Source organism: Butyrivibrio sp. (genome assembly GCF_024699075.1).
Genome location: NZ_JAILQF010000113.1, coordinates 1 through 23775, shown reverse-complemented (window position 1 = coordinate 23775; position 23775 = coordinate 1). Strand labels below are relative to the sequence as shown.

Below are 23775 nucleotides of genomic sequence, written 5' to 3'. Positions count from 1 at the left end.
TCACCATCAGATATCTCATCTACTGATGTATACTTATCCGAATATGCTCTTATAGGCTCAACATGAATGTCTCCTGCATTAACTACACTAAAACCATTAGTTTCATTCTGATCGTTTACATATGGCCAGTGTGCATAGAAGCTGAAGTCGATCTCTCCATTCTGTGTCTTTTCAAGTGTTGTAGAGTCTGCAGCTGTAGCTACAAGTACAACCTTAAGTCCTGCAGCTTCAAGTGATGGCTCAATGTACTCAAGAAGCTCTGAGTGAGGTGTAAGATCTGCGATCGCTGTGATCTCTCTAAGGCCATCTGCGTTTACTGTTCCAAGCTGGGATTGTGAGATGTCATAAGCTGAAAGGTCGATCAAAGGAGCTTCACTATCTGTCTGAACAGTATCCCCCTTTGCCTCTTCACCTGCTGCCTGTGCTACGTTTGTATCTCCTTCACTAGTTTGTGAGCACCCTGCCAGCATGGCTGTTGACACCAGTGCTGTTGTAACTATTTTCAGTGTCTTTGTCAGATTTTTTTTCATAATGTTTCCTCCTTTTACTCCTCACACCTGCCGAAAGCAGATGCCTTTTAATTAGTATATGTCTCGAAACGCGGTCTCCAAGTAGCTGAATGCCCTGCACTAATATCACAAGGACATATACAGTTGCAAAGAGAACGTCGTGCTGAAACCTCTGATAGCCGAATCTTACAGCGATATCGCCGATTCCGCCTGCTCCAAAACTTCCTGCAAGAGCTGTCATTGATATTACAGATATGACTGCCAGCGTGAATCCTCTAATAAGTGACGGGAAAGTTTCGGGAATGATAACCTTTGTGATTATCTGATAATTTGTGCTTCCAAGCGCCTTCGCAGCATCAATCTTGCCTTTCTCGATCTCAAGAAGACTTGACTCGACCATTCTTGCATACATAGGTATGCAGCTTGCTGCTATAGCGATTATGCAGGCGTTAGTTCCGTAGGACTTTCCGAAGATCAGCCTTGAAACGGGGATCATCAATATGATCATGATCATCTGTGGAAGTGACCTGAGCACATTTATAAGTCCGCCCATTCCCGTATATAAAGGCTTGACCGGCGCAAGTCCCGTAGGATTAGTCACCGTAAGCACGATCCCGAGTATCACTCCAAATACCAGTGTTATGGCGCTTGCGATCAAAGTCATATAAAGCGTATCCCACACTGAAGGCAGTATACTGTCCCACACTTCCTTGGAAAAAGAAGCTAAGAATACTTTCCAAAACGGTTCATTAAGCAAGCTCATCTATAATTCCTCCCTGTATATCTCTAAATTCCTGCACCATCACCAAGCTCCGTATGCTGCATCTCATTAAATACCTTTGCAAAAAGAGCTCCGGTCCTGCTTGTAGGGTTCTTGAAGATATCTTCAACAAGTCCCTCTTCTGTGATCTCACCGTTTTCCAAAACCGCCATTTTCCTGCAGGTATACTTGATCGCATCAAGCTCATGAGTGATCATGAGGATCGTGATATTGGTCTTTTTGTTGATCTCTTTTAGAAGGTCCAGGATCTGGATAGTAGTCTGCGGATCAAGAGCAGATGTGGACTCGTCTGATAAAAGAAGATCCGGATCACCGACAAGTGCTCTTGCGATTCCAACTCTCTGCTTCTGTCCACCTGAAAGTCCTCCTGGATATTCTGAGAGCTTATCTGAAAGACCGACCATTTCTGCTGCCTCAAGAACTTTTTTCTTAATCTCAGACTTCTTGTATCCATCTATTACAAGGGGATAAGCTATGTTCTGATATACGGTCTTTGATTCAAAAAGGTTGAAATTCTGAAATACCATTCCGATCTTCTTGCGCTTCTTTCTAAGCTCCTTGTCAGAAAGGCTCAGTATTTCAGTTCCATCAACAATGATCTGTCCTGAATCAGGAGTCTCTAACCTGTTGATACATCTTGCAAGTGTAGATTTGCCGGCTCCGCTAAAACCGATTACTCCGAATATCTCTCCCTTGTTGACCGTGAGATTGACGCCATTTAAAACCTTGATAGGAACGGAATCTTTTATAAAATACTTATGTAAGTTTTTGATAGTAACGAATTCTGCCATATATCCGCTCCTTCTTCTATTTTGAGTTTCAAATTTATTTGAAACTCAGATTGCTTGTGCTTGCGCATATTCCTCTGTATCTATAAGTCCATGCTCGATGAGGATCTCCTCAAGTCTTTCCTGAGTCATTGGCTTTGGTACTGTAAGGAATGTGTTCTTGTCGATCGCTTCTGCAAGGCTTCTGTATTCATCTGCCTGCTTTGAATTTGGATCATATGCGATAACAGTCTTTTTGTTGATCTCAGCTCTCTGTACGATGTTGTCTCTTGGTACGAAGTAGATAAGCTGTGTTCCAAGCTCTTTAGCGAATGCTTCAAGAAGCTCTTTTTCTCTATCAACATTTCTTGAATTGCAGATGATTCCGCCAAGTCTTACGCCGCCTGTTCTTGCGTATCTGGATATACCTTTTGAAATATTGTTGGCTGCATAGAGAGCCATCATTTCGCCTGATGCTACAATGTAGATCTCCTTAGCCTTACCTTCACGGATTGGCATTGCGAAACCGCCGCATACAACGTCGCCAAGTACGTCATAGAATACATAATCAAGATCTTCTGTATAAGCTCCGAGTCTTTCAAGAAGACCTATTGATGTGATGATTCCTCGACCAGCACATCCAACACCTGGTTCAGGACCGCCTGACTCAACGCATCTTGTACCGCCAAAGCCTTCCTTCATGATTGAATCAAGCTGTACATCTCCATCTTCACGAAGTGTATCAAGAACAGTCTTCTGATGAAGACCTCCAAGTAAAAGTCTTGTAGAATCCGCCTTAGGATCACAACCTACAACCATTACCTTCTTTCCAAGTTCAGCAAGACCTGCTGTAAGATTCTGCGTTGTAGTTGACTTACCAATTCCACCTTTTCCATATATCGCAATCTGTCTAAGCTCTTTCTCTGCCATCTCTATCTTCCTCCTTCAACCGTGGCTAAATGTCTGTTTTGTGTTAAGCACTTTAAGATATACAAGTTTTGAAATATCAATTCCTCCCGGAACACCAACCGCATCGGCTCTGCATCTGGAGCAGTGCATGAATACATCTATGTATTTAATTGCTGTAGCCTTTGCTCTCTCAATATCGTGACAAGTCGGTGCACTGCACCATGCAAGCTCTGCCTGTGGTATGAGAGGGATGATGTTGTAGATTTTGGCTCCCGCCTCAGAAACTGTCTTTGCTATAGTCTCTATATGATCTTTGTTGATCTCAGGGACAAGAACAGTATTAACCTTAACGGATGTCCCTGAAGAAGCCACTTTCCTTATTCCTTCAAGCTGATTGTTAATGAGGATCTTAGCTGCTTCTTCGCCTGTATATCTTTTCCCATGATATACAACCGCGCTATTAAGCTGTGCCTGGATTTTTGGATCTACTGCATTGACTGTAACTGTAAGAGAATCAACACCAACATCTATGATCTCATCTGCCCTGTCGGGAAGCATGAGTCCGTTTGTACTCATACATTTGATAAGATCAGGGAATTTATCCTTTATAAGTCTGAATGTCTTAAGTGCAAAGTCTGTAGCGAGTGTATCGCCAGGGCCCGCGATTCCTGCAACGTGGATGTCAGGATTTATTGCGATCGCCCTTCCTACTGCTTCTAGTGCTTCCTCCGGTGATATTACTTCACTTGCAACTCCCGGTCTGTCTTCATAATCATTTATCTGTCTGTCGCAGAATTTACATGCTATATTGCAGCCCGGTGACACAGGAAGGTGTATTCTTCCTTTATTGCTCTTCTGGCCACGGGCAAAGCATGGATGGTTCTGCGTAAGCTCCTGGTAACTTTTTGCCACTATGCTGCCTCTTTTCTATAAAACTGCCCTTAGCCTGCTACTTCGGTTGCTCCTTAGCAAACCAGCCTTTATCCTGCTGCCAGGGTCTTACTTTCAGTATCATTTTCCTGCGCCTTGTCTTCATCTTTTGCAAAGCCGTCAGCTATCAGCTCATTTACAATATCTTCAATAAAGCCATGTGCTTCGAAGACTCTTTTGCCATGCTGTATCATGTACGAAGCTGCGGATTCGCCGATCCTTAAAACGAAGATCGCATCTGCATCTATCAAGAGGTCATACGCTGCGTCAAATCCGCCTTCGCAGTGACCCTTGCACAGAGGATTGATCCTTCTTTCTTCTACGTATTCAGCTTCCTCTTCGTCAATGTCATATATCTGAAAATACTGTGCTGAACCAAAATGTTCATCTATATATGCATTATTACTGCTGGCAAATGCCACTCTAAGTTTTCCCATAATAGCCTCCTTCGGGCTCTCCTCATTCTTTATGCGAACTTTGAAAGTGTATTACTGTAGATATCTTCGATAAGACGAAGGCCGCCTGTGAATCCAACATATCCTGTTCTCATGACAAGTCTGTAATCTGTAGGAATCGCAGCTGATATGAAGTCATAGTTCTTTTCACGGGCTATCTGCTTGTCCCAGCCTGCGCCTATGATGACGCCCTTGCCCTTATGGCTTAGCTCTCTTATCTTGTTCTGAGCCTTGCCTGCATCAGGTGAGAAGAAAACCGGCACCTCTCTTTTCTTTGAAATACTCTTTAGTTCTTTTTCTATCTCTTCCTGATATTTTTCAGGCGTATCATCTACGATGAACTGTTCCTTTGGAATAACTCCTGTTTCGTTAATAAGGAACTTTGAGATTCCAAGAACATATCCTGCGTCGTGGATGATGTGCGCATGGTTTGGAAGTCCGTATCTGAACTCGAGAAGGAATGTTGCAAGATCCTCAAGCTGAGCGTAGTAGGCATCTGATTCTCTTTTTATAAATCTCTTAGCCTCAACCTCGTTGATGTCTGCGCCCTGCTCTATGGCAAAAGTAATGACTTTATTGAGGAACTTCTCTGTCTCATTTGCGCCTATCGGGATGTTTGGATACTGCACATATGGCTGTCCGTATACATTCTTAAGATGATCGACTATATCTTTTCCATACCATGGAGATACCAGGATATTGAAGTTTGCTTTTGGTATACTCTGCCACTCACGTACACCCTCTGATCTGTCGCCAAACAGGATGTTGACCTTAAGTCCGATAGCTTCAAGGAGGCGCTTGTACTCATCAAGATTGCCTCTCCAGAACATATCCTGATAAGGAATTGAAGCAAATACATTGACTGTATTCTTCTGGCTTCTGAATGTGGACTCGTCCTCGTACTGGCTTACGTACTGATCGATGATGGCATTGACTACCACTGAGTGTGATACGTAGTTGTTACTCTTAAATCCAGGGCTTTCAACATATACAATTGGTTTACCCTGATCTCTGAACTCTTCAGCAACAGACTGCACGTCATCGCCCACGATACCTGCTGTACATCCTGTGAAAATAACCTGAAGATCTGAATTAAGTATTTTATATGAATTATCTACAAGCTCTCTTAATCTGTTTACACCACCGAATACAACTTCTTTTTCTGAAAAATTGGAACAAGGTGTTGTACTGCCGCCTGCATATCCCTTAGACCTTTGAAAAAAACCTGATACCATATCTCCGCATCCAGGTCCTGAGTGAAGGATGGGAAGTGCCTTCGGGATAGCAACTACTGTCTGCATTGCGCCAAGAGCACATGTAAATCTTTCCTGTTCAATTATTCCTGCTCCCATTTAAATAACCTCCGTCTTAGCTTCTTTTAGGAATGTGTCAGGCTGCTCGTTCATCCACCACTCTGTATATGGATTTGAAGCATGCTTTGAAAGGTTCTCGATGAACTCTGTGTTTTCAAGAGTTTCAACGATCTTCTCACCATAGCTTATGAGTCCTTCATAACCCATGTTAGCCTGCTCGTCTTCTACAAGAAGTGAAGGAATTCCAAGCTTTGCAGCCCAAAGTGTGATTCCGCCATGTCTTGCAAGAAGGATGTCAGGACGAATCCTGTTAAGTACATTTACGAATTCGAATTCCTGCTTAGCGCATACATTGTAGTTAGGAACATCACCGTAGTCTCTTACTCTTCTTTCAAGAAGATCTGCTGCGCCGTCGCCTCCGTCATAAGTTGGATCATGATGGAATACGCTTGCTCCTACAGCTTCCATTCCAAGGTCACCGACTATGTTAAGAAGTGCATGTCCGTGAGCGGAACCTGCTGTAACGTATGCTCTTACTCCTTTAAGTCTCTTACGAAGCTCTTCTATCTTAGGGAGATATTGTTCTTTCTTTTCTTTAATAACCTGTTCTGCTACATCTTCTTTGTGGAGGAGCTTACCAAGTTCTCTGAACCATCTGTCTGTCTGAATGATTCCGTATGGAGCTGCTGTTCTTATCTCAGGAACTCCATACTCCTGCTCAAGGGCTGCTCCAAGGTATGAACCAAGTGTAGGACAGATCTGAACTGTAGCAGTTGCCTCAGAAGCATGTGCAAGGCCTTCCACTGTTGAATATGGTGTGATGAGATTTGGCTTTACTCCAAAAGGCTCAAACCACTTGGTGAATACATCTGATCCCCAGAAGTTGATAACATTTATAAGTCCGTTGTCTTTTTTGACCGGAGGCTTTACAAGCTTTCTTACGATTCCGTGGTAGCCTGCATCAAAACCTGTTGTCCATACTGTGGATCTGAAGCCTTCACAGTAGATAGCAACTACCGGCTTTCCGATCTCTTCTTCAGCTTCATTTGCTACGCTCTCGATGTCATCACCGATTATTGCTGATGCACAGGAGCTTAGTACGAATATAGCTGATGCATTTGTTCTTTCATTTACTTCACGTATAGCTTTTGCAAGTTTTCTTGCTCCGCCGTATACTGTGTCTGTTTCTTTGAGATTGGTTGAGAAGATCTTTCTCTGAGTAGGATTGTCGATGCCTCTTCTTGGTTTTGCATTTACATAGTATGTAAAGTTGAATTCATGAAGGCATGATGCGCATCCCACAGGTCCGTGTATGATAACCGCTGCATCCTGAATAAGAGTGACCATACACGCGGCTTTGCTGATCGAACATCCTGCACACTGCTGGAATTTACGATCCCTGTTCTTAAGTCCACCGCATCCCGATTCATTAACAAGACCCTTTGCTGATCCCTGATAACCCGTGATCGAACCAAGTCTTATCTCCCTTATGGAAACCTCGGGTATGCTTATGTCCAACTTGCTCATTTCTTTCCTCCTGCCTGAAAACTAAACTTTGATTTGTTGTTCTAAGTACTATATCATTTGTAAATTTTTTTGAATAATACTTGTAAGATATTTCCGGCTATAGTTTTAAAATATAACTGACGTATTTTTCAAAAAAGGAAGATTTTTTGATTCAAAAACTATACATCTTTTATAAAAATGCAGTATACACATTTATTAATGTATACTGCATAAGTATTATCTTATGTCACGAGCAAAGCTAACTCGTGTCATCAGACGCGGGAAGCTTCTATTGCCTGAAGCAGATCTCTTGTAAGTTCATCCCCGTCTTCGATACCTACAGATACTCTGATAAGACCATCCGTGATGCCAACACTGTCTCTGACTTCCTTCGGAATAGCAGCGTGTGTCATAGTTGCAGGATGGCATACAAGTGACTCAACGCCGCCAAGACTCTCTGCAAGAGCAAAGATAGAAAGAGCTCTGAAGAACTTATTAATGTCATGACCTTCTGTAAGCTCGAAGGAGATCATAGCTCCGCCGTTCTTGGCCTGTTTAAGGTTAATATCATGTCCCGGATGATCCTCAAATCCAGGATAGTATACGTTCTTGACATCAGTATTGTTCTTAAGGGCATCTGCAATCTTTACTGCATTATCAACATGCCTGTCAAGACGAACGCCAAGAGTCTTGATACCTCTAATAAGAAGGAATGAATCGAAAGGCCCAAGGACACCTCCTGCCGCGTTCTGGATAAATGCAATTTTTTCGCCGAGTACTGCATCATTGACTACTACAAGTCCTGCAACAAGGTCGCTGTGACCGCCAAGGTACTTGGTAGCGCTGTGGATCACTATATCCGCACCATGCTCTATTGGTCTCTGGATATAGGGTGTATAGAAAGTGTTATCTACTATATGAAGAAGTCCGTGCTTGTGAGCTATATCGGAGATAGCCTGAAGGTCTGTGATACCAAGAAGGGGATTGGTTGGAGTCTCTATATAGATGGCCTTGACATCACTTGTTATAGCTGCCTCAACCTTGGCTGGATCTGTTGTATCTACTGATACAAAGCTGATGCCAAAGTTATCGAATACCTTGCTAAGAAGTCTATATGTTCCGCCATATACATTGTCAGATATGATGAGCTTATCACCCTGTTTGAAAAGGCTAAGAACTGTTGTGATGGCTGCAAGACCTGATGCAAAAGCAAAGCCCTGTGTCCCGTTCTCAAGATCTGCAATAAGGGCTTCCAGAGCCTTCCTTGTAGGGTTGCCTGTTCTTGAATATTCAAAGCCCTTATGAACTCCGGGGATCTCCTGCTCGTAAGTAGATGTCTGATATATCGGGACATTAACAGCTCCTGTCAGTTCGTCGCCGTATATTCCTCCATGTATAAGTTTTGTTTCTATTTTATGATTACTGAATCTGCTGATTGCCATGACCGTTACCTCTCTAATTAAGATGATGTTTAATATCATTCGTACAGATGTTCACTAAAGTATCTGTCGCCTCTGTCAGGGAAGACTGTGACTATATTCTTGCCCTTTTCTTCTCTTGCTATCTGCTTGGCAACATAAAGGGCAGCTCCTGATGAACTTCCTGCAAATACACCTTCTGTATGAGCAAGTTCTCTTGCCTGACCGTATGCCTGATCGTCATTAACTTTCACAACTCTATCTACAAGAGACATATCCATTGTGTCTGCTATGAAGTCGTTGCCTATTCCTTCTATCTTATAGTCAGCATGCTCGCCGCCGCCCATGGTAGAGCCAACAGGATCTGCAAGAACTGCGATGATATTAGGATTTTTCTCTTTTAAATATTTGACAATTCCGGAGAAAGTACCGCCGCTGCCGGCACCTGCTACAAAATAGTCGATATGTTCTGACATATCTCTCCAGATCTCAGGTCCTGTTGTACGGTAGTGGACAGCGGGATTCTCAGGATTTACAAACTGTCCCAGCTGGACAGCTCCCGGCGTAGAAGCTACAAGTTCATCAGCCTTTTTGATAGCTCCCTGCATGCCCCCTTCTGTAGGTGTATTGATGATCCCTGCTCCCAGCATCCTCATGAGAGTCTGCTTCTCAGGAGAGAACTTTAAAGGAACTACGAAGATAACCTTATATCCTTTACCCAAAGCACCAAAAGCTACTCCTATACCGGTATTCCCCGCTGTGGCCTCTATGATCACACTTCCCGGTTTTAATATTCCTCTTTTCTCAGCATCTTCGACCATTGCGTATCCAACGCGGTCCTTGACGCTGCCACAAGGATTGAAAAGCTCCAGCTTGGCATATATATCTGATGTTATGCTCTCATCTGCCCTCTGGAGCTTGAGCATGGGCGTATTACCTATAGCTTCCTTTAAAGATTCATAATATTTCATACTCCGTTCTCCTCACATTTCAATTCATCATAGGTATTACTAAACTTAAATACAGAATGTATGACTTCTTAAACGTAAATTACAGAAACGCGCATTTACTGCGTGTTTCGTGATTCAATGGATCTGTTGGCAATAGAGCCTTCACCGAAGGTGAACTCAACCTGCTCTATTGCTGTATTTTTGAATCTTTGATTCAAAAATGTATACCAATATGATCTGCCATTATATTCTTTGGCAATCCTTTTATCTTAGGACTGCCAAGGATATTATTTCTATATAAGATCAGCCAAGCTGAGCCTTAATAGCTTCAACCTTATCAAGTTTCTCCCAGGTAAAATCTGCATCGTCTCTTCCAAAGTGTCCGTATGCTGCAGTCTTCTTATAAATAGGTCTTCTAAGATCAAGTGAATCAATGATGGCTTCAGGTCTTAAGTCGAATACGTTCTTAACAACCTCAACGAGCTTTTCATCTGAGTACTTGCCTGTTCCGAATGTATCTACGGTTATAGATACAGGTTCGGCAACGCCGATAGCATAAGCAAGCTCTATCTCAAGCTGATCTGCAGCGCCTGCTGCTACGAGGTTCTTGGCAACCCATCTTGCTGCATAAGCAGCGCTTCTATCTACCTTTGTCGGGTCCTTGCCTGAGAAAGCTCCGCCGCCGTGGTGTCCGGCTCCACCGTAAGTGTCTACGATGATCTTACGACCTGTAAGTCCTGAATCTCCCTGGGGTCCACCTATTACGAATCTTCCGGTAGGATTGATGAAATACTTAGTAGCCTCATCTAAAAGCTCTGCAGGGATAACTGCTTTGATGACATATTCTTTTATATCTTTGTGGATCTGTTCCTGAGTTACATCAGCGATATGCTGAGTGGAAATGACGATGGTATCTATTCGCTTAACTTTCTTGCCTGAGTCATCAAACTCGACAGTAACCTGACTCTTCCCATCAGGTCCAAGGTAAGCAAGTGTGCCATCTTTTCTGACTTTGGCAAGCTGTCTTGTAAGTCTGTGGGCAAAAGAGATAGCCGGAGGCAGATACTCAGGTGTCTCATTGGTTGCATATCCGAAGATGATACCCTGATCTCCTGCGCCTGTTCCGTAGTCCTTGGAAGCGCCTTCTTGTTTGGACTCGTATGCCTTGTCTACGCCAAGTGCGATATCTGCAGACTGTTCATCGATTGACTGAAGGACTGCTATGGAGTCAGCATTGAATCCATCTGAGTTCTTGGTATATCCAATCTCCCTGATCGTATCTCTGACAACCTTGGAAATATCTACATAAGCCTTGGTTGTGATCTCGCCTACGATGAGTGCAAGTCCTGTCGCTACAGTTGTCTCTGCTGCAACTCTTGACTTAGGATCCTGCTCTAAGAGTGCATCAAGTATTGCATCTGAAATCTGATCTGCTACCTTGTCCGGATGTCCCTCTGTTACTGATTCTGATGTAAATAATTTTCCCATAATTGTCTCCTCCTTTGACCGTGTTTACTGTATTCATACTATTTCTATAGGAATTGAATGATTGTATTCTAGCACCCTATTTCAGATTTGTATAATAGCTTTTTCCTATAACTGGATATAAAAAGACTCCTGATACAGCGAAATGCCATATCAGGAGTCTTTTTTACCCGATCATTATTACCATATACCAGCGCTATACTATAGATAATTACTGCTCTGCTCTTGCCATTGCTTCTTCGAAATCTCTTGTTCCTTCGAATACATTATTGGAATAAGGATTACGACCAGCTTTGATAGAGCGCTTGATAATAACCATGATGCAGACTACATTAACTATAACAGCTGCAATTGCTATGAATCCCTGCATTGTAGGATCAGCAGTTATACCCATTTCTGCGATAGCCTTATTGGCTTCCGCACTCTTTCCAAGGCCTGAATTGTAAAGTTCAATAGCCTTCTCATACAGATTCATTGTAGTAATTCCAGCTTCTGTTGCGCCGCCATATACTCTTGGAAGAGCTGCTGCGAATGTGCCCTTAAGCTGGAAGAGTGGTACTACCTGAGCCCACATGCACCAGATTGCAAGAGTGTTTGCACGATTCTGGATCCATGCTCCCTTGTTCCAGAATGCATTAGCAAAAGTAGGTGCAAGTAAAAGTGCTACACCGCAATACCATGAGTGTGTAGGAAGATTAAGATATGTATACTCAAAGTTCCATACATCATAAGCGATAATGAACCATATAGTCATATCAGGCCAAAGCATATCGCTGTGATTCTTGTCTTTGGAAGTATAAAGCTTAACACAACCTGTCATACAGAAAATATTGATCATACCAGCGATGAAATTAAGAACATTCCACCATCCGCCATAGATGAACACGCCTTCATTAGATGCCCACCATGCGCCTGAAAGATCACCTGTAATGCAAAAAGCTGCATATGCTGACTCAAGATCTGATACATTAGCGATCATGATATTAGCAGAAACGATGATCCAAGGCCACCATTTGAACCATTCTTTCTTGCCAAGGCCCCATTTATATTTGATCATCATAAAGCCCACACATCCTATATCAGCTGCGTAGAGCTTAAAATAGTGGAACCAGCCATCCATGTATGCCATTGTAGGATTAGCCGCTCCGCCAAATGCTCCTAAATGTATAGCTATAAAATATACTGTCAGTATTAATGGAATTATCACGAATACGACCATTCCACCAATTTTTGTGCGGCGTCCAATCTCATTTACAAGAATAAGTCCTGCAAAAACAAGAATCCAGCCAAGAAGCTGCATCGCTGCACTAGATGAGTAAAGTTGAAATATCATTATATATTTCCTCCTCCTTTTTAATCTGTAGGTAAATTATAAACATTTTATAAACTTATATCAACAAGTTTTTGTGTTATTTGCTCGATATAATAATAGTTTCCTTTTATTTTTTGTGCAGTTTCCATAACATTTATAAACTAATTATAAAATCATGATGATGAATTCTCAAAAATACCATATGCGGCGGAAACTATTTTCAAAACAAGTTGTATTTATTTTTATGACCAGTATTCAGCTTTTCCTTGATGATAAGCACCTAGTACATTTATAATGATGTAGCCAGAAACCCATTACCTTTGGGTGCCGGTTAATTTCACAATGCATAGATATGATTCAAACATGAAAATATATCAACTAAGGAGATGACAATATGAAAAAAAGATTATTAACTACTATGTTTGCTCTAAGTCTTGCACTTACTGCATGCTCATCACCACTTGTAGATAATGATTCACAAAAAGAAACTGAAGAACAAAATAATGATTCTTCTACCGATAAAAGTGATACTTCTTCTAATGAAAACAAAGAAGGCGAGAGCTCAGATATAAGTTCAAGTTCTGCAACTGTTTCTGAAGATGAAAGTCAAGAATCTGCTTCAGACGATGAAGAGAAATCAACTACACCTTTATATAGACTAGTATCTAACGATGACACAGCTATATACTATGACGATCTTTATAATTCAGAAGTTGCCGGTCAGTATCATGTAGAATCATTAATACTTATGGAAGAATGCAAGGATGATTATAAAGAACTATATAATGCACTTCACCAGATAGCTGAAGAGAAGCTTGAAGTATTTAATAGCGAGCATAGTGAATTCCATGATTTTGCACTTTCTGAATATGAAGCCCAGTTAAACGAAGGCAAGAATCCATATAAGAGCTATGTTACAAGCCAAATCTATCTTAAAAGAACATCTGATAAGTATCTTAGCTACTACGATAACATTGAATACAGATGGGAAGAAACCAGGCCTTATCAGAAGATTGGACATACTTTTGATATAACAACAGGAAAAGAAGTCGATCTTGGTGATGTTTTAAATATCACAGAAGATGAACTTAACGACATAATTGCAAATAAGCTCCGAGAAGATAAACCTGATGAATCTGATGCTCTTGAAAATGTTGAAGATGCTCTTTCCAAATATCATTATGGCCTTAGCAAAACAGGTGATGATGATATGATCTATGACTGGTACTTTAGTGTAGATGGTGTGCATCTTGTATTTAATGCATACGATATTGTTGACGATTTCTCTTTTGGAAGCTGCGAAGTTGTAATAGCCTATGACGAAGACTGCATCAATTCTGAATATGTTTATAATACAGATGGTGGCTATTCATATATGAGAACAGATATGTCTTTGATGTCTGAAGACTATTATTCAGGAGGAAGCGTTTCAACTCCTCTTCTTATGTACTCATTAGATGATTCAGATGAAGAATATGCCGACTCACTTATTGTTGTTAATGGCGATGAAACTGCAAGTATCGATGATGTCTACTGGGAAGTCGATGATCCATATAAAGTCTACGATATTGTCACTTCTGATAACAGAGAATATATTTACATAACAATTGAAGGCATAGCACAGGAATGGAATCTGTTCGTATTCGACATCACAGATGGCGGCGTTACTGCCTGCGGTCATAAGTCATATATAATGGCAAATCTCGGATATACCAAAGATCCTGACTTTGCAGGAGATCCATGCTTTACAGATCCTGATAAGCTGATGATTCCTGTATTTACTGATATTTTTGGTTCAATCATCTCATACTCTTATGATATTATAGGAGATGACGGAATGCCTGAGCATGTTCTTGACTACTACAATATCTCATGGGCTTCTTCTGAGATAAGGGCAACTAAAGATATAGATGTTTACAAAGTTAGTGATGACCAAACAGTAGATGATACACCAACCACTTTAAGTGAAGGAACAATTGTTTTCCCTGTTCGAACAGACAATGAAACCTATATTGACTGTCAGCTTGAAGATAAAAGCATTGTAAGAATCTATGTTGAATATAAAGACAACTCCGGCTATATAGATGGAACAAATGTAACAGAACTGTTTGATGGTCTTATCTTTGCCAACTGATCTTTGAATCACAAAATCGCTTCTCACGAAGTAAGCAGCAAATGAAGATTTCTGATCTAAGATTATAAATATATATAAGGTGTCAAAAAGAACTTTTGACACCTCTATCTTATTATATTAAAAATATATTTTTCAACAGGGGAGGTTTAATATGCTTTATAACATTTCAAATGAAGAACTTACAGTATCTGTAGACAGCAGCGGCGCTGAGATACGCTCGGTTAAAGATAAGTCTGACTACGAATATATGTGGCAGGCTGATCCAACATACTGGAAGCGCACTTCACCGGTTCTTTTCCCACTTGTTGGTAATTATAAGGATAAAGAATCAGTATATAATGGCAAGACTTATGTAATGTCACAGCACGGCTTTGCAAGGGATATGGAGTTTCAACTTGTAGACAGCTCCAAAGACAGCATAGTATTCCGCCTTGAGGATAACGAAGATACTCTTAAGAAGTATCCATTTAAGTTTATGCTTGAAGTAGAATACGTCCTTAATGAAAAAAGTATATCTGTAAACTGGAGAGTATCAGGTAAGGATGAGGATGTGATCTACTTCTCAATAGGTGCTCATCCTGCATTTAACTGCACACTCGAGGATTCATATCTGACATTTTCTAAGGAAAAAGGAGCTTCAAAAAGCGCTCCTTCTAAAGAAAAACTCGTTTCATATGTACTTAATTCAGAGGGTCTTATTACTTCTAAGACAAACGACTACGCACTTGATGATGGAAAGCTCCATCTTTCAAATGAACTTTTTGCAGGCGATGCCCTTGTAATTGAGGATATACAGGCAAGAAGCGTATCCCTGTTTGAAAATGATAAAAGGATCGTAACTGTAGACTTTGATGCACCGCTCTTCGGCCTTTGGTCTCCTGCAGGCAAGAATGCACCGTTCATGTGCATCGAGCCTTGGTATGGCAGAGCTGATGGGGAAGACTTTGATAAGACTCTCGAAAACAGAAAGTATGGAAACATGCTTAAAGCTGGCGATGTCTTCGAAGAAGGATACACTATGACTTTCTAAAAGATATACACTGTGATGTTCTAAAGATATACACTAAGTTGTTCTAAAGTTTACACTATGATGTTCTAATATACATTATGATGCTTGCCTTTATGGGGCCGCAGGCAGCCCCATAAAGGCTATAAATCAATTCTTACCCTGAAGTCTTTTGGTAACCGCGATTGCAGAAGGTGTAATCGCAAGTCCTTCTCTTGATGTTTCGCGAAGGCACTCTGGAATCTGCTTTCCAATTCTGCGCATAGAATCAATAACTTCGTCTGGTTCAATTGCACTTCTGATTCCTGCAATCGCCATCTGAGATGACACAACTGCGTTAACTGCGCCTGATACATTTCTCTTGATACACGGAACTTCTACAAGTCCTGCAACAGGATCACAGGTAAGCCCCAGCATGTTCTTAAGGGAAAGTGCTGCTGCGTGGACTATCTCTTCATTGTTACCACCTTCAAGATATGTAAGAGCGCCTGCAGCCATGGCACTTGCTGAGCCGATCTCTGCCTGGCATCCACCGCCTGCGCCTGCTATACATGCACTTGTGGCGATAACTTCACCTATTCCAGCAGCCACATAAAGAGCCTGTGCTATTTTTTCCTCAGATACTTCTTTTTGTTCTTTATAAGACAGAAGAACTGCCGGTATAACTCCGCATGATCCAGCTGTAGGAGCAGCTACTATTCTCTTCATGCAGGCATTTGATTCGCCCATCTTTATTGCTTTTTCCATGACCTGAGTAATATAGTCGCCAAGAAGTCTGTTCTCTTTCATTCTATACTTATGGAGCTTCTCTCCGTCTCCGCCTGCAAGGCCGCTTGCTGAGCGAAGTGTGGGATCATATTCTTCATCGGCTGTTCTCATGGCACGAAGCATGACGAGCATTTCATTAAAGCTTTCTTCTCTTGATACATTGCGCTCTTTCATGTCATCAAGCATTACAACTTCCCAGAAGCTTACATTCTGCTCATCTGCCTGTTTGATTATATCTGTTAATTTTGCAAAACTCATTGCCTGTTCTCCAATTTATTGAAAGGATGAAAATCATTCCTTTTAAATTCAATATCTTTAGTAATTATTTATTTTTATCAGTAAATATACTTATTTTCTATTCAGCAAGACTATAGTAGATAACTTTGGTAATTCCCTCAAGGTGTGCAAGCCACTTAACTGACTCAAGAGGCACTTCTTTATCACATTCTATGACCATGGCAGCCTCTCCGCCTCTACTAGATCTGTAAAGTTGCATGGTTGCGATGTTTATAGCTTTATGAGCAAGCATACTTGTAACTTCTGCAACGTGGCCTGGCTGGTCTACGTTGTGAACTATAAGCGTAGGATAATCGCCTGAGAAATTAGCTGCAATTCCGTCTATCTGAGCTATATTAATAAGTGATCCTCCTATAGACTCTCCAACAACTTCAAGCTCTCTTCCTGATACTCCTTTTAAGATAAGCTGGGCAGAATTGGGATGTGCATCTGCAAGCTCAGCTTCTCCAAAAGAAAGCTTCATCCCGGACTCCTGTGCATACTTATAGCTTTCAGGGATTCTCTTATCATCAGGCTTCATGCCAAGAAGGCCTGCAACTATGGCAAATCTTGTACCATGTCCCATTCCTGTTGCAAGAAAAGAGCCATAAAGATTGATCGTGGCTTCAGCAATAGGTTCTCCTATAAGCTTTCTTGATACATATCCTATTTTTACAGCTCCTGCTGTATGGGAGCTTGATGGGCCAACCATTATGGGCCCTATTATGTCAAAAAGATTCAAAATCGTTCTCCTACACTTTTTCGTTATTAACTCAAACTTCGCACATATAAAATATGTGCTATTCTTGGAATTGATTACCTTTAGCAGTTAATATAGGAATTACTTATCTCAAATGTCAAAAGGTTCATATCCTAAATCATAATATCATACAAGATACAAAACATCTTAAAAAAAATCAAGCAATAAGTTAAAATATAATCAAGTTAAGTCATATCATAGTAATAAGGGGGATCTATGAACAAAAAGTTTAGAAAAATAGCAGTTTTGGGGACAGCTGGATTTCTATCTGCGCTTGAAATTGGCTGCGCAGGCCAGGCTGCTGTCAATAGTTCAAATACTGCTTCATCACTTACAAGCGCAAGTACAGAAGCAGCTTCTGATTTTAATTCTGAAACGGAGAATACCTACATGGACCTTGAAGTAACTAATACTGTAAAGCTAAGTCTTGCAGATGCACAGACCTTTAATGATACCAATAAAGACGGCTACGGAGAATTCCAGGGATTTGGAACATCTCTATGCTGGTGGGCTAACAGGGTAGGCTATAGTGATGCTCTTACAAGTGCTACTGCTACAGCCTTTTTTGACAAAGAAAATGGTCTTGGAATGACTATAGGAAGATACAATATAGGAGGAGGCGACAATGTTTCTGACTTATCAGAATCAGAAATAGAGAGCCTTCAGGGTGAAAATCCTTATCTTCACAAGACGCATATCGAGCGATCTGATTCTGTTGTGCCAGGCTACTGCACTGATGTTACCAAAATTGATCTTGATACTAATTCCAAAGAATATTATGAAGAGAACTTTGAAAGAGCAGATTTTGAATGCGGCTTTGCCTGGAACTATGACTGGGATGCTGACAAGAATCAGATGAATGTTCTTAAAGCTGCAGCAGATGCTGCCGGAGATGAGTTCATTGCAGAAGCCTTTTCTAACTCTCCGCCATATTTTATGACTGTTAGCGGCTGCAGTTCAGGAGGAGTTGATCCTTCAGAAGATAACCTTCGAGAGGATTCCTATTCAGCCTTTGCAACATACATGGCAGATGTTATCGAGCACTGGGCAAGCGAAGGCGTTATTACCTTCCAAAGCGCTGATCCTATGAATGAGCCTGCAACAAGCTACTGGGAATACGCAAGTGCCAAACAGGAAGGGTGCCACTTCAGTCAGGGCGAATCTCAGTCAAAGATCCTTATCGAGCTTAATAACAAGCTCAAAGAAAAAGGACTTGATATAATAATCTGCGGAACAGATGAGACCAGCATTGATGCTGCTTACCAGTCCTATATAAATCTTAGCGATGAAGCCAAATCTATCGTTACAAGAATTGATACTCACGCTTATCAGGGAACACAGAGAAATGCGCTCAAAACTCTCGCAGAGACAGAGGGCAAGAATCTATGGATGAGCGAAGTTGACGGAACCTATTCTATTGGTAAAGAAGAAACCGGAATGCAGGCAGCACTTGGCTTTGCAGATGAGATCATAAGAGACCTTAATGAAATGAAGCCCACGGCATGGATCATGTGGGATGCTGTAGATATTCATGTGGACTCTACTAATGAATATGACACCTGCACAAGAGCTGAGGCTGATGAAATCATAAATAGCGGCGTTCCTTTCTGGGGAATTGCTATTGCTGATCACGACTTACAGGAGCTTTTACTTGGTCAGAAATATTATGCTTTTGGTCAGTTCACAAGATATATAAGACCTGGCTACTGCATCATTGGCTCATCAGATAATACTGTAGCTGCCTACAATCCTGAAGATGGCACTATTGTAATAGTTGCAATCAATACAAGACCAAGTGATGTAAAGTGGGAATTTGATCTGTCTGATTTTGAAGGCTTAGTATCAGATAAGACAATAACAGCTACAAGGACAAGCGGAAGTCTTCAGGATGGCGAAAGCTGGGCAGATGTCACAGATAGCATAGATCTTGACAAGACATCCAGCGATCAGTCATTTACAGCTGTACTTAAAGGAAGCTCTGTGACAACATTCGTCATTAAATGACCAGGATATCAAATTTGAAAGTGCTAAGACAGGTTACCTGGTACGACGCCTGAATTATTAAACTCGCAAACGCTTCGCTTTTTGCTCGTTATAAAAAGCGATAGTAAAAAGAAATTGAGGTGCGTCCTCATATATCTTTTTACTATCGCTTTATTATTTCAATGTTATATATACAATTGGTAAATAGGCCATAGCCTAATGATGATGGGTTTTCCGCCTAAATCCTTATAAGCCTTTAAACATATTTACAATATCTGCGCATTTCTTAAGGTGCAGTAAGTAAAGCCGTCTTCTTCATAGGTATCAAATTCTCCTAATACGCAGATATCGCCACCATCTTCAGGGAAGTCATCAGGAAATACAAAGTCGCTTGATGGCTCAAATTCGATTCCCTGTGAACAGCAGGCTGTTGCATCCATTATAATGCAGGCAAAGTAGTATCTATCCTGAGCCTCATCATAGTAGTAAGTAAAGAGTCCGTCCATCTTGATTGTCTTGCCAACATAGTTTTCAGGGAAATACATCATGTCATAAACTTCAGAATATACAACTGTAGCAGATTGCTCTGTAAGATCAATATCAACACCTTCTGTGCTACTAAGTGTAACTTCTGATTCATCAACAGATTCAGGCTGCGGAGCATTATCGCTTACGCCGCTTGACCTTTCATAAGATGAGCTGTTTACAATTGTTGTACTATTATCAGTACCCTGTGTATCAGATGATCCGCTTTCTGAATTATCAGATACAAGAGCTGAACTATCCTCTGATGCACTGCTTTCACCTTCAGCTGCAATGCCTTGTGAAAGTACATCGTTAACTGTTGGACTTGATGAAAAGGTTTCTTTTTTACCGGACTGACTTATATCACTGCATCCTGTCACAAGCATCATAAGGCTTATACCTAGTAACAGGCTTATCTTCTTTTTCATTTACTGATACCTCCTCTTATAGTTCCTACAAGACAGCAAATAAGGAATGCTACAACATCAGCTGCTACTATTGTAGAACCAACAGGTGTTCCTGCAAGAATAGAGATAAACATACCTATAAACGCGCAGATCACAGAAAATATTGCTGAGAAAATAGTAACTGATTTAAAGCTTCTAAATATCCTCATTGCGGACAATGCCGGGAATATAACAAGCGCTGATATAAGAAGAGAACCTACTAGGTTCATGGCAAGAACGATGATCACAGCAATAACAATTGCGATAAGGAGGTTATAGCCACCTGCATTGGTTCCTGTTGCTTTTGAAAAGTTCTCATCAAAGGTTACTGCAAATATCTTGTTATAAAACAGGATGAATATGATCACTACTGCTATCGACAGCACTATACATATCCATACTTCCTTCTGTGTCAAAGTAAGAATTGATGTTGATCCAAACAAGGTACTACATACATCACCTGATAAGTTTGATGATGTGGAAAATATGTTCATAAGAAGGTATCCAAAAGCCAGAGCGCCCACAGATATCATCGCTATTGCAGCATCACCTTTGATCTTGGCATTCTGACCTGTATGCAAAAGAAGTACTGCGCAGATGACCGTTATCGGTAATATCAGTACCATCTTGTTGGTAAGATTCAGAACTGAAGCAATTGCCAAAGCTCCAAATGCCACGTGTGAAAGACCATCACCTATATAGGAGAAGCGCTTAAGTACAAGCGTAACACCAAGAAGCGATGAGCATAATGCAATAAGTATACCTACTATCAAAGCGTAGCGTACAAATGGATATTGAAGATACATAAAAAATTTTTCTAACATATTAACCTCTTTGCTGCATTAAAAACAACTTACCAATGTCACTTTCAAGATATTTCTCTTTGGTCCCGTAGAAAATCTCTTCTCCAATATGGAGAATATGACTGGCATAACGAACTGCTGCCTTTATATCATGAGAGATCATAATAATGGTTATGCCCTCTTTATTGAGCTGTTCTATGGTATCGTACATCTGCAGCGTGACTTTTGGATCAAGTCCTGATACCGGTTCATCAAGGAGAAGTACTTTCTGGGTAGCACATAATGCTCTTGCAAGAAGTACGCGCTGCTGCTGTCCTCCGGAAAGCTCACGATAACACCTGTTTCTTAGATCAAGTATTCCCATGCGTTCCATGTTGGCATCAGCAAGCTTTTTTTCCTCTTTATTATAAAATGGTCTAAAAAGGCTGCGTCCCTGGCAACCGGAGAGAACAATCTCTCTCACGGATGCAGGGAAGTCCTTTTGTACTAGCGTTTGCTGAGGAAGATAACCGATCTCATTTTTCTTAAGACCATCACCAATAAGAATCTGACCATCAATAGGCTCCTGAAGGTGTAGCAGCGTTTTCATGAGCGTGGTCTTACCTGAACCATTCTCTCCCACGATGCAAAGGTAATCACCTGTATTCACTTGAAAATTAAGGTTACTGACTATGGTTCGTGATTCATAGCCAAGTGACAGATCTTTGATGGTAATTAAAGCCATGTTTACTTCCTCTTTTAAATCAATTTAATGCCTGTGTTAAAACTTCAAGATTGCTTTCCATAATAGAAAGATATGATGCACCATTTTGAACATCTTCTGATGTTGTTGACTGCATTGAGTCCATGGTAAGAATCTCCTGATCCTTGGTCTGTGTATTGGATACAATTGTCTCTGCGATCTTATGATTATCGCCTTCGATAGTAAGTACAACAGGAAGGCCAAGTTCATCTACCTTCTGGGAAAGGAATGTGATTGTCTCAAAGCTTGCTTCTGTTTCTGCAGAGCATCCTACGAATGCTGCATAATACTCAAGACCGTAATCATCTACAAGATATCTGAATGGGAAACGGTCACCAAATAAAACTGTTTTTGTAGCTGCATTTTCAACAGTTTCTGCGTACTTTGAATCAAGTTCATTTAATTTCTCTATATAAGCTGCTGAATTATCGCTGTATGTCTGCGCATTATCAGGATCAATGCTCTGAAGAGATTCAGAAATGTTCTCTACTAAAACAACTGTATTCTTTAAAGAGAGCCATACATGCTCATCATATTCAACTTCGCCTTCTTCGTGCTCTTCATGGGCCTCTTCCTCGCCCTCTTCATGCTCGTCTTCTCCCTGCATACCCTCGACAACTTCTTCTTCCTTAACTGATTCGCCAAGTACATCGAGAAGATCGATTACTACCATATCCTTGTTGGTAGCTTCTTTAAGGGCATCATCAACCCATTCATCAGACTCGCCGCCTACATATATAAACAGGTCGCAAGTAGAAATCTTAAGAATATCATCAGCTGTTGGCTGATAGCTGTGAAGATCTACGCCATTATCAAGAAGCATAGTAACTTCAGCATTATCTGTATTCTCACCGATCACATTCATAACCCAGTCATATTCAGGGAAAATTGTTGTAACGATCTGAAGCTTATCACCGTCTGAAGCATTCTCACTATTTGCAGAAGCATTAGCGTCTGTAGAAGCATTAGTGTTTGCAGAAGTATTATTGTTAGCTGCAGCAGCTTCTCCATTGCCGCACGCGCAAAGAGATCCAGCCATCATCATGGCAACCATCATAGATAAATATTTTTTCATTATAAAAATCCTCCATAAGTTATGTAATTATTACGTAGCAAAATAAAGGATGATTTTATGCATCAAATTTTTGAAATCCGCTTATAATGCGCATTTCTTGAAAAAGAACCTGTAGGTTAAACTCGCAAACGCTTCGCTTTTTGTTCGTTATAAAATCACTGCTGACGCAGTTCTATTTTATATATTAAGATAACAGACTAAAAGCAATCTGAGCAGTCTGCTTACATAATAAAAAACAGCTTCCAAAATGCATAGTTCACCCTTGGAGGTATATTTAATCGTTCATACGAACTTTTTGGGAAATAGGTGTTTCCTGTAACAGAATAAAATTAAAGACAGATGCACAAACAAATGTAAAAATCACAGGGACGATTACTGCAACTAAAAATGCCAATCCCCCGCCTATTTTATGAAGTGTATTCTCGCACATCTGAATCTGAGCACAGATAGGACAATCTTCACCAGTACAATCATGGTGAGCTTCATATGAAATATAGAAAGCAGAAAACAGCATAGCAATTATCATCAGCATTCCAATAATGCCGGCCATAGCTTTTTTAGGTCTGGATATACTTGAATTATTCATTACTGTTTCCTCCTTCCTTTGTTTTTATTGAGAACTGTTCCCAATTATACATCCTACTTTTTAGTTTTACAACTGCGAGCTTATAATCTTTGCCATTTGAAACATTCACCTTAAAACGCACACAAAAAACGGTCTACAACTGTGAAACTGTTGTAAACCGCTCTATATTTAACCAAAAATCTACTTATAGAGAACTTTTTTCAGTTAAGCTCTATCAGCCTTATCATAAGCAATCTGCTTAAGCAAGTTGAAAAATCCGCTCTTTACAGCAGTGTTATCATGATCTGCACCGGGTATCTCGTACCAAATATGGTTAGCACCATTAGATTCAAGAAT

The 23775-nt window shown here is 40.8% G+C and carries 22 protein-coding genes; 3 read left to right on the top strand and 19 right to left on the bottom strand.

The window, feature by feature from the left end; all coding sequences use genetic code 11:
* The 12 genes from K6G87_RS04555 to K6G87_RS04500 all read right to left on the bottom strand — a co-directional run.
* Positions 1-530: MetQ/NlpA family ABC transporter substrate-binding protein (locus K6G87_RS04555; RefSeq protein WP_296834484.1), on the bottom strand; the 530-nt coding region annotated here is incomplete at its 3' end.
* Positions 445-1272, bottom strand: a complete 828-nt coding sequence (locus tag K6G87_RS04550; protein WP_296834482.1) for a methionine ABC transporter permease — start codon at positions 1270-1272, stop codon at positions 445-447. The genes K6G87_RS04550 and K6G87_RS04555, both read right to left, overlap by 86 nt.
* A 23-nt stretch (positions 1273-1295) precedes the next feature.
* Positions 1296-2081, bottom strand: coding sequence for a methionine ABC transporter ATP-binding protein (locus tag K6G87_RS04545; protein WP_296834480.1), 786 nt, complete (start codon positions 2079-2081; stop codon positions 1296-1298).
* 45 nt (positions 2082-2126) lie between these two features.
* Positions 2127-2987 (bottom strand): nitrogenase iron protein, encoded by an 861-nt coding sequence (nifH, locus tag K6G87_RS04540; RefSeq protein ID WP_073385560.1) that lies wholly within the window; start codon positions 2985-2987, stop codon positions 2127-2129.
* A gap of 15 nt (positions 2988-3002) precedes the next feature.
* Positions 3003-3878, bottom strand: a complete 876-nt coding sequence (locus K6G87_RS04535; protein WP_296834478.1) for a radical SAM protein — start codon at positions 3876-3878, stop codon at positions 3003-3005.
* A gap of 68 nt (positions 3879-3946) precedes the next feature.
* Positions 3947-4333 carry a NifB/NifX family molybdenum-iron cluster-binding protein gene (locus K6G87_RS04530; RefSeq protein ID WP_296834476.1) on the bottom strand — a complete coding sequence of 129 codons (387 nt, stop codon included), beginning with the start codon at positions 4331-4333 and terminating at the stop codon, positions 3947-3949.
* A gap of 29 nt (positions 4334-4362) precedes the next feature.
* Positions 4363-5703, bottom strand: a complete 1341-nt coding sequence (locus tag K6G87_RS04525) for a nitrogenase component 1 (protein WP_296834474.1) — start codon at positions 5701-5703, stop codon at positions 4363-4365.
* Positions 5704-7191, bottom strand: coding sequence for a nitrogenase component 1 (locus K6G87_RS04520; RefSeq protein ID WP_296834472.1), 1488 nt, complete (start codon positions 7189-7191; stop codon positions 5704-5706). It abuts the gene before it with no gap.
* A gap of 251 nt (positions 7192-7442) precedes the next feature.
* Positions 7443-8612, bottom strand: coding sequence for a trans-sulfuration enzyme family protein (locus tag K6G87_RS04515; RefSeq protein WP_296834469.1), 1170 nt, complete (start codon positions 8610-8612; stop codon positions 7443-7445).
* A gap of 35 nt (positions 8613-8647) precedes the next feature.
* Complete coding sequence (locus K6G87_RS04510) at positions 8648-9559, bottom strand: PLP-dependent cysteine synthase family protein (protein ID WP_296834467.1); 912 nt, start codon at positions 9557-9559, stop codon at positions 8648-8650.
* A 282-nt stretch (positions 9560-9841) separates the two neighbouring features.
* The gene (metK, locus tag K6G87_RS04505; RefSeq protein WP_296834465.1) at positions 9842-11026 is read right to left on the bottom strand and encodes a methionine adenosyltransferase; all 1185 of its coding nucleotides are present in this window, start codon (positions 11024-11026) and stop codon (positions 9842-9844) included.
* Between the two features lie 208 nt (positions 11027-11234).
* On the bottom strand, positions 11235-12356 hold the full coding sequence (locus K6G87_RS04500) for a DUF5692 family protein (protein WP_296834462.1): 1122 nt from the start codon (positions 12354-12356) through the stop codon (positions 11235-11237).
* A 373-nt stretch (positions 12357-12729) separates the two neighbouring features.
* On the opposite strand from K6G87_RS04500, the gene K6G87_RS04495 reads away from it, so the two are divergent.
* Together K6G87_RS04495 and K6G87_RS04490 are read left to right on the top strand one after the other, a co-directional pair.
* Positions 12730-14469 carry a hypothetical protein gene (locus K6G87_RS04495; protein WP_296834460.1) on the top strand — a complete coding sequence of 580 codons (1740 nt, stop codon included), beginning with the start codon at positions 12730-12732 and terminating at the stop codon, positions 14467-14469.
* Between the two features lie 151 nt (positions 14470-14620).
* Positions 14621-15499 (top strand): aldose 1-epimerase family protein, encoded by an 879-nt coding sequence (locus K6G87_RS04490; protein WP_296834458.1) that lies wholly within the window; start codon positions 14621-14623, stop codon positions 15497-15499.
* A 126-nt stretch (positions 15500-15625) separates the two neighbouring features.
* On the opposite strand, the gene sdaAA is transcribed toward K6G87_RS04490, so the two are convergent.
* On the bottom strand, positions 15626-16501 hold the full coding sequence (sdaAA, locus tag K6G87_RS04485; protein WP_296834457.1) for an L-serine ammonia-lyase, iron-sulfur-dependent, subunit alpha: 876 nt from the start codon (positions 16499-16501) through the stop codon (positions 15626-15628).
* 97 nt (positions 16502-16598) lie between these two features.
* Positions 16599-17261, bottom strand: a complete 663-nt coding sequence (sdaAB, locus tag K6G87_RS04480) for an L-serine ammonia-lyase, iron-sulfur-dependent subunit beta (protein WP_296834455.1) — start codon at positions 17259-17261, stop codon at positions 16599-16601.
* A gap of 234 nt (positions 17262-17495) precedes the next feature.
* Between sdaAB and K6G87_RS04475 the strand changes: the two genes are divergently transcribed.
* A complete protein-coding gene (locus K6G87_RS04475) occupies positions 17496-19283 on the top strand; it encodes a glycoside hydrolase (protein ID WP_296834453.1) in 1788 nt (595 codons plus the stop codon).
* Between the two features lie 245 nt (positions 19284-19528).
* Here K6G87_RS04475 and K6G87_RS04470 read toward each other — a convergent pair whose 3' ends face one another.
* The 5 genes from K6G87_RS04470 to K6G87_RS04450 form a co-directional block, all read right to left on the bottom strand.
* Positions 19529-20215: a hypothetical protein gene (locus tag K6G87_RS04470; RefSeq protein WP_296834451.1), complete on the bottom strand. Its 687-nt coding sequence runs from the start codon at positions 20213-20215 to the stop codon at positions 19529-19531.
* Entirely contained in the window at positions 20212-21057 is an 846-nt protein-coding gene (locus K6G87_RS04465) for a metal ABC transporter permease (protein ID WP_296834450.1), read from the bottom strand. Before K6G87_RS04465 ends, K6G87_RS04470 begins: the two co-directional genes overlap by 4 nt.
* A 1-nt stretch (position 21058) precedes the next feature.
* Positions 21059-21760, bottom strand: a complete 702-nt coding sequence (locus K6G87_RS04460; protein WP_296834448.1) for a metal ABC transporter ATP-binding protein — start codon at positions 21758-21760, stop codon at positions 21059-21061.
* Positions 21761-21779: 19 nt separating this feature from the next.
* Positions 21780-22853: a metal ABC transporter substrate-binding protein gene (locus K6G87_RS04455; RefSeq protein WP_296834446.1), complete on the bottom strand. Its 1074-nt coding sequence runs from the start codon at positions 22851-22853 to the stop codon at positions 21780-21782.
* 274 nt (positions 22854-23127) lie between these two features.
* On the bottom strand, positions 23128-23439 hold the full coding sequence (locus K6G87_RS04450; RefSeq protein WP_296834445.1) for a hypothetical protein: 312 nt from the start codon (positions 23437-23439) through the stop codon (positions 23128-23130).
* Positions 23440-23775 lie beyond the last annotated feature (336 nt).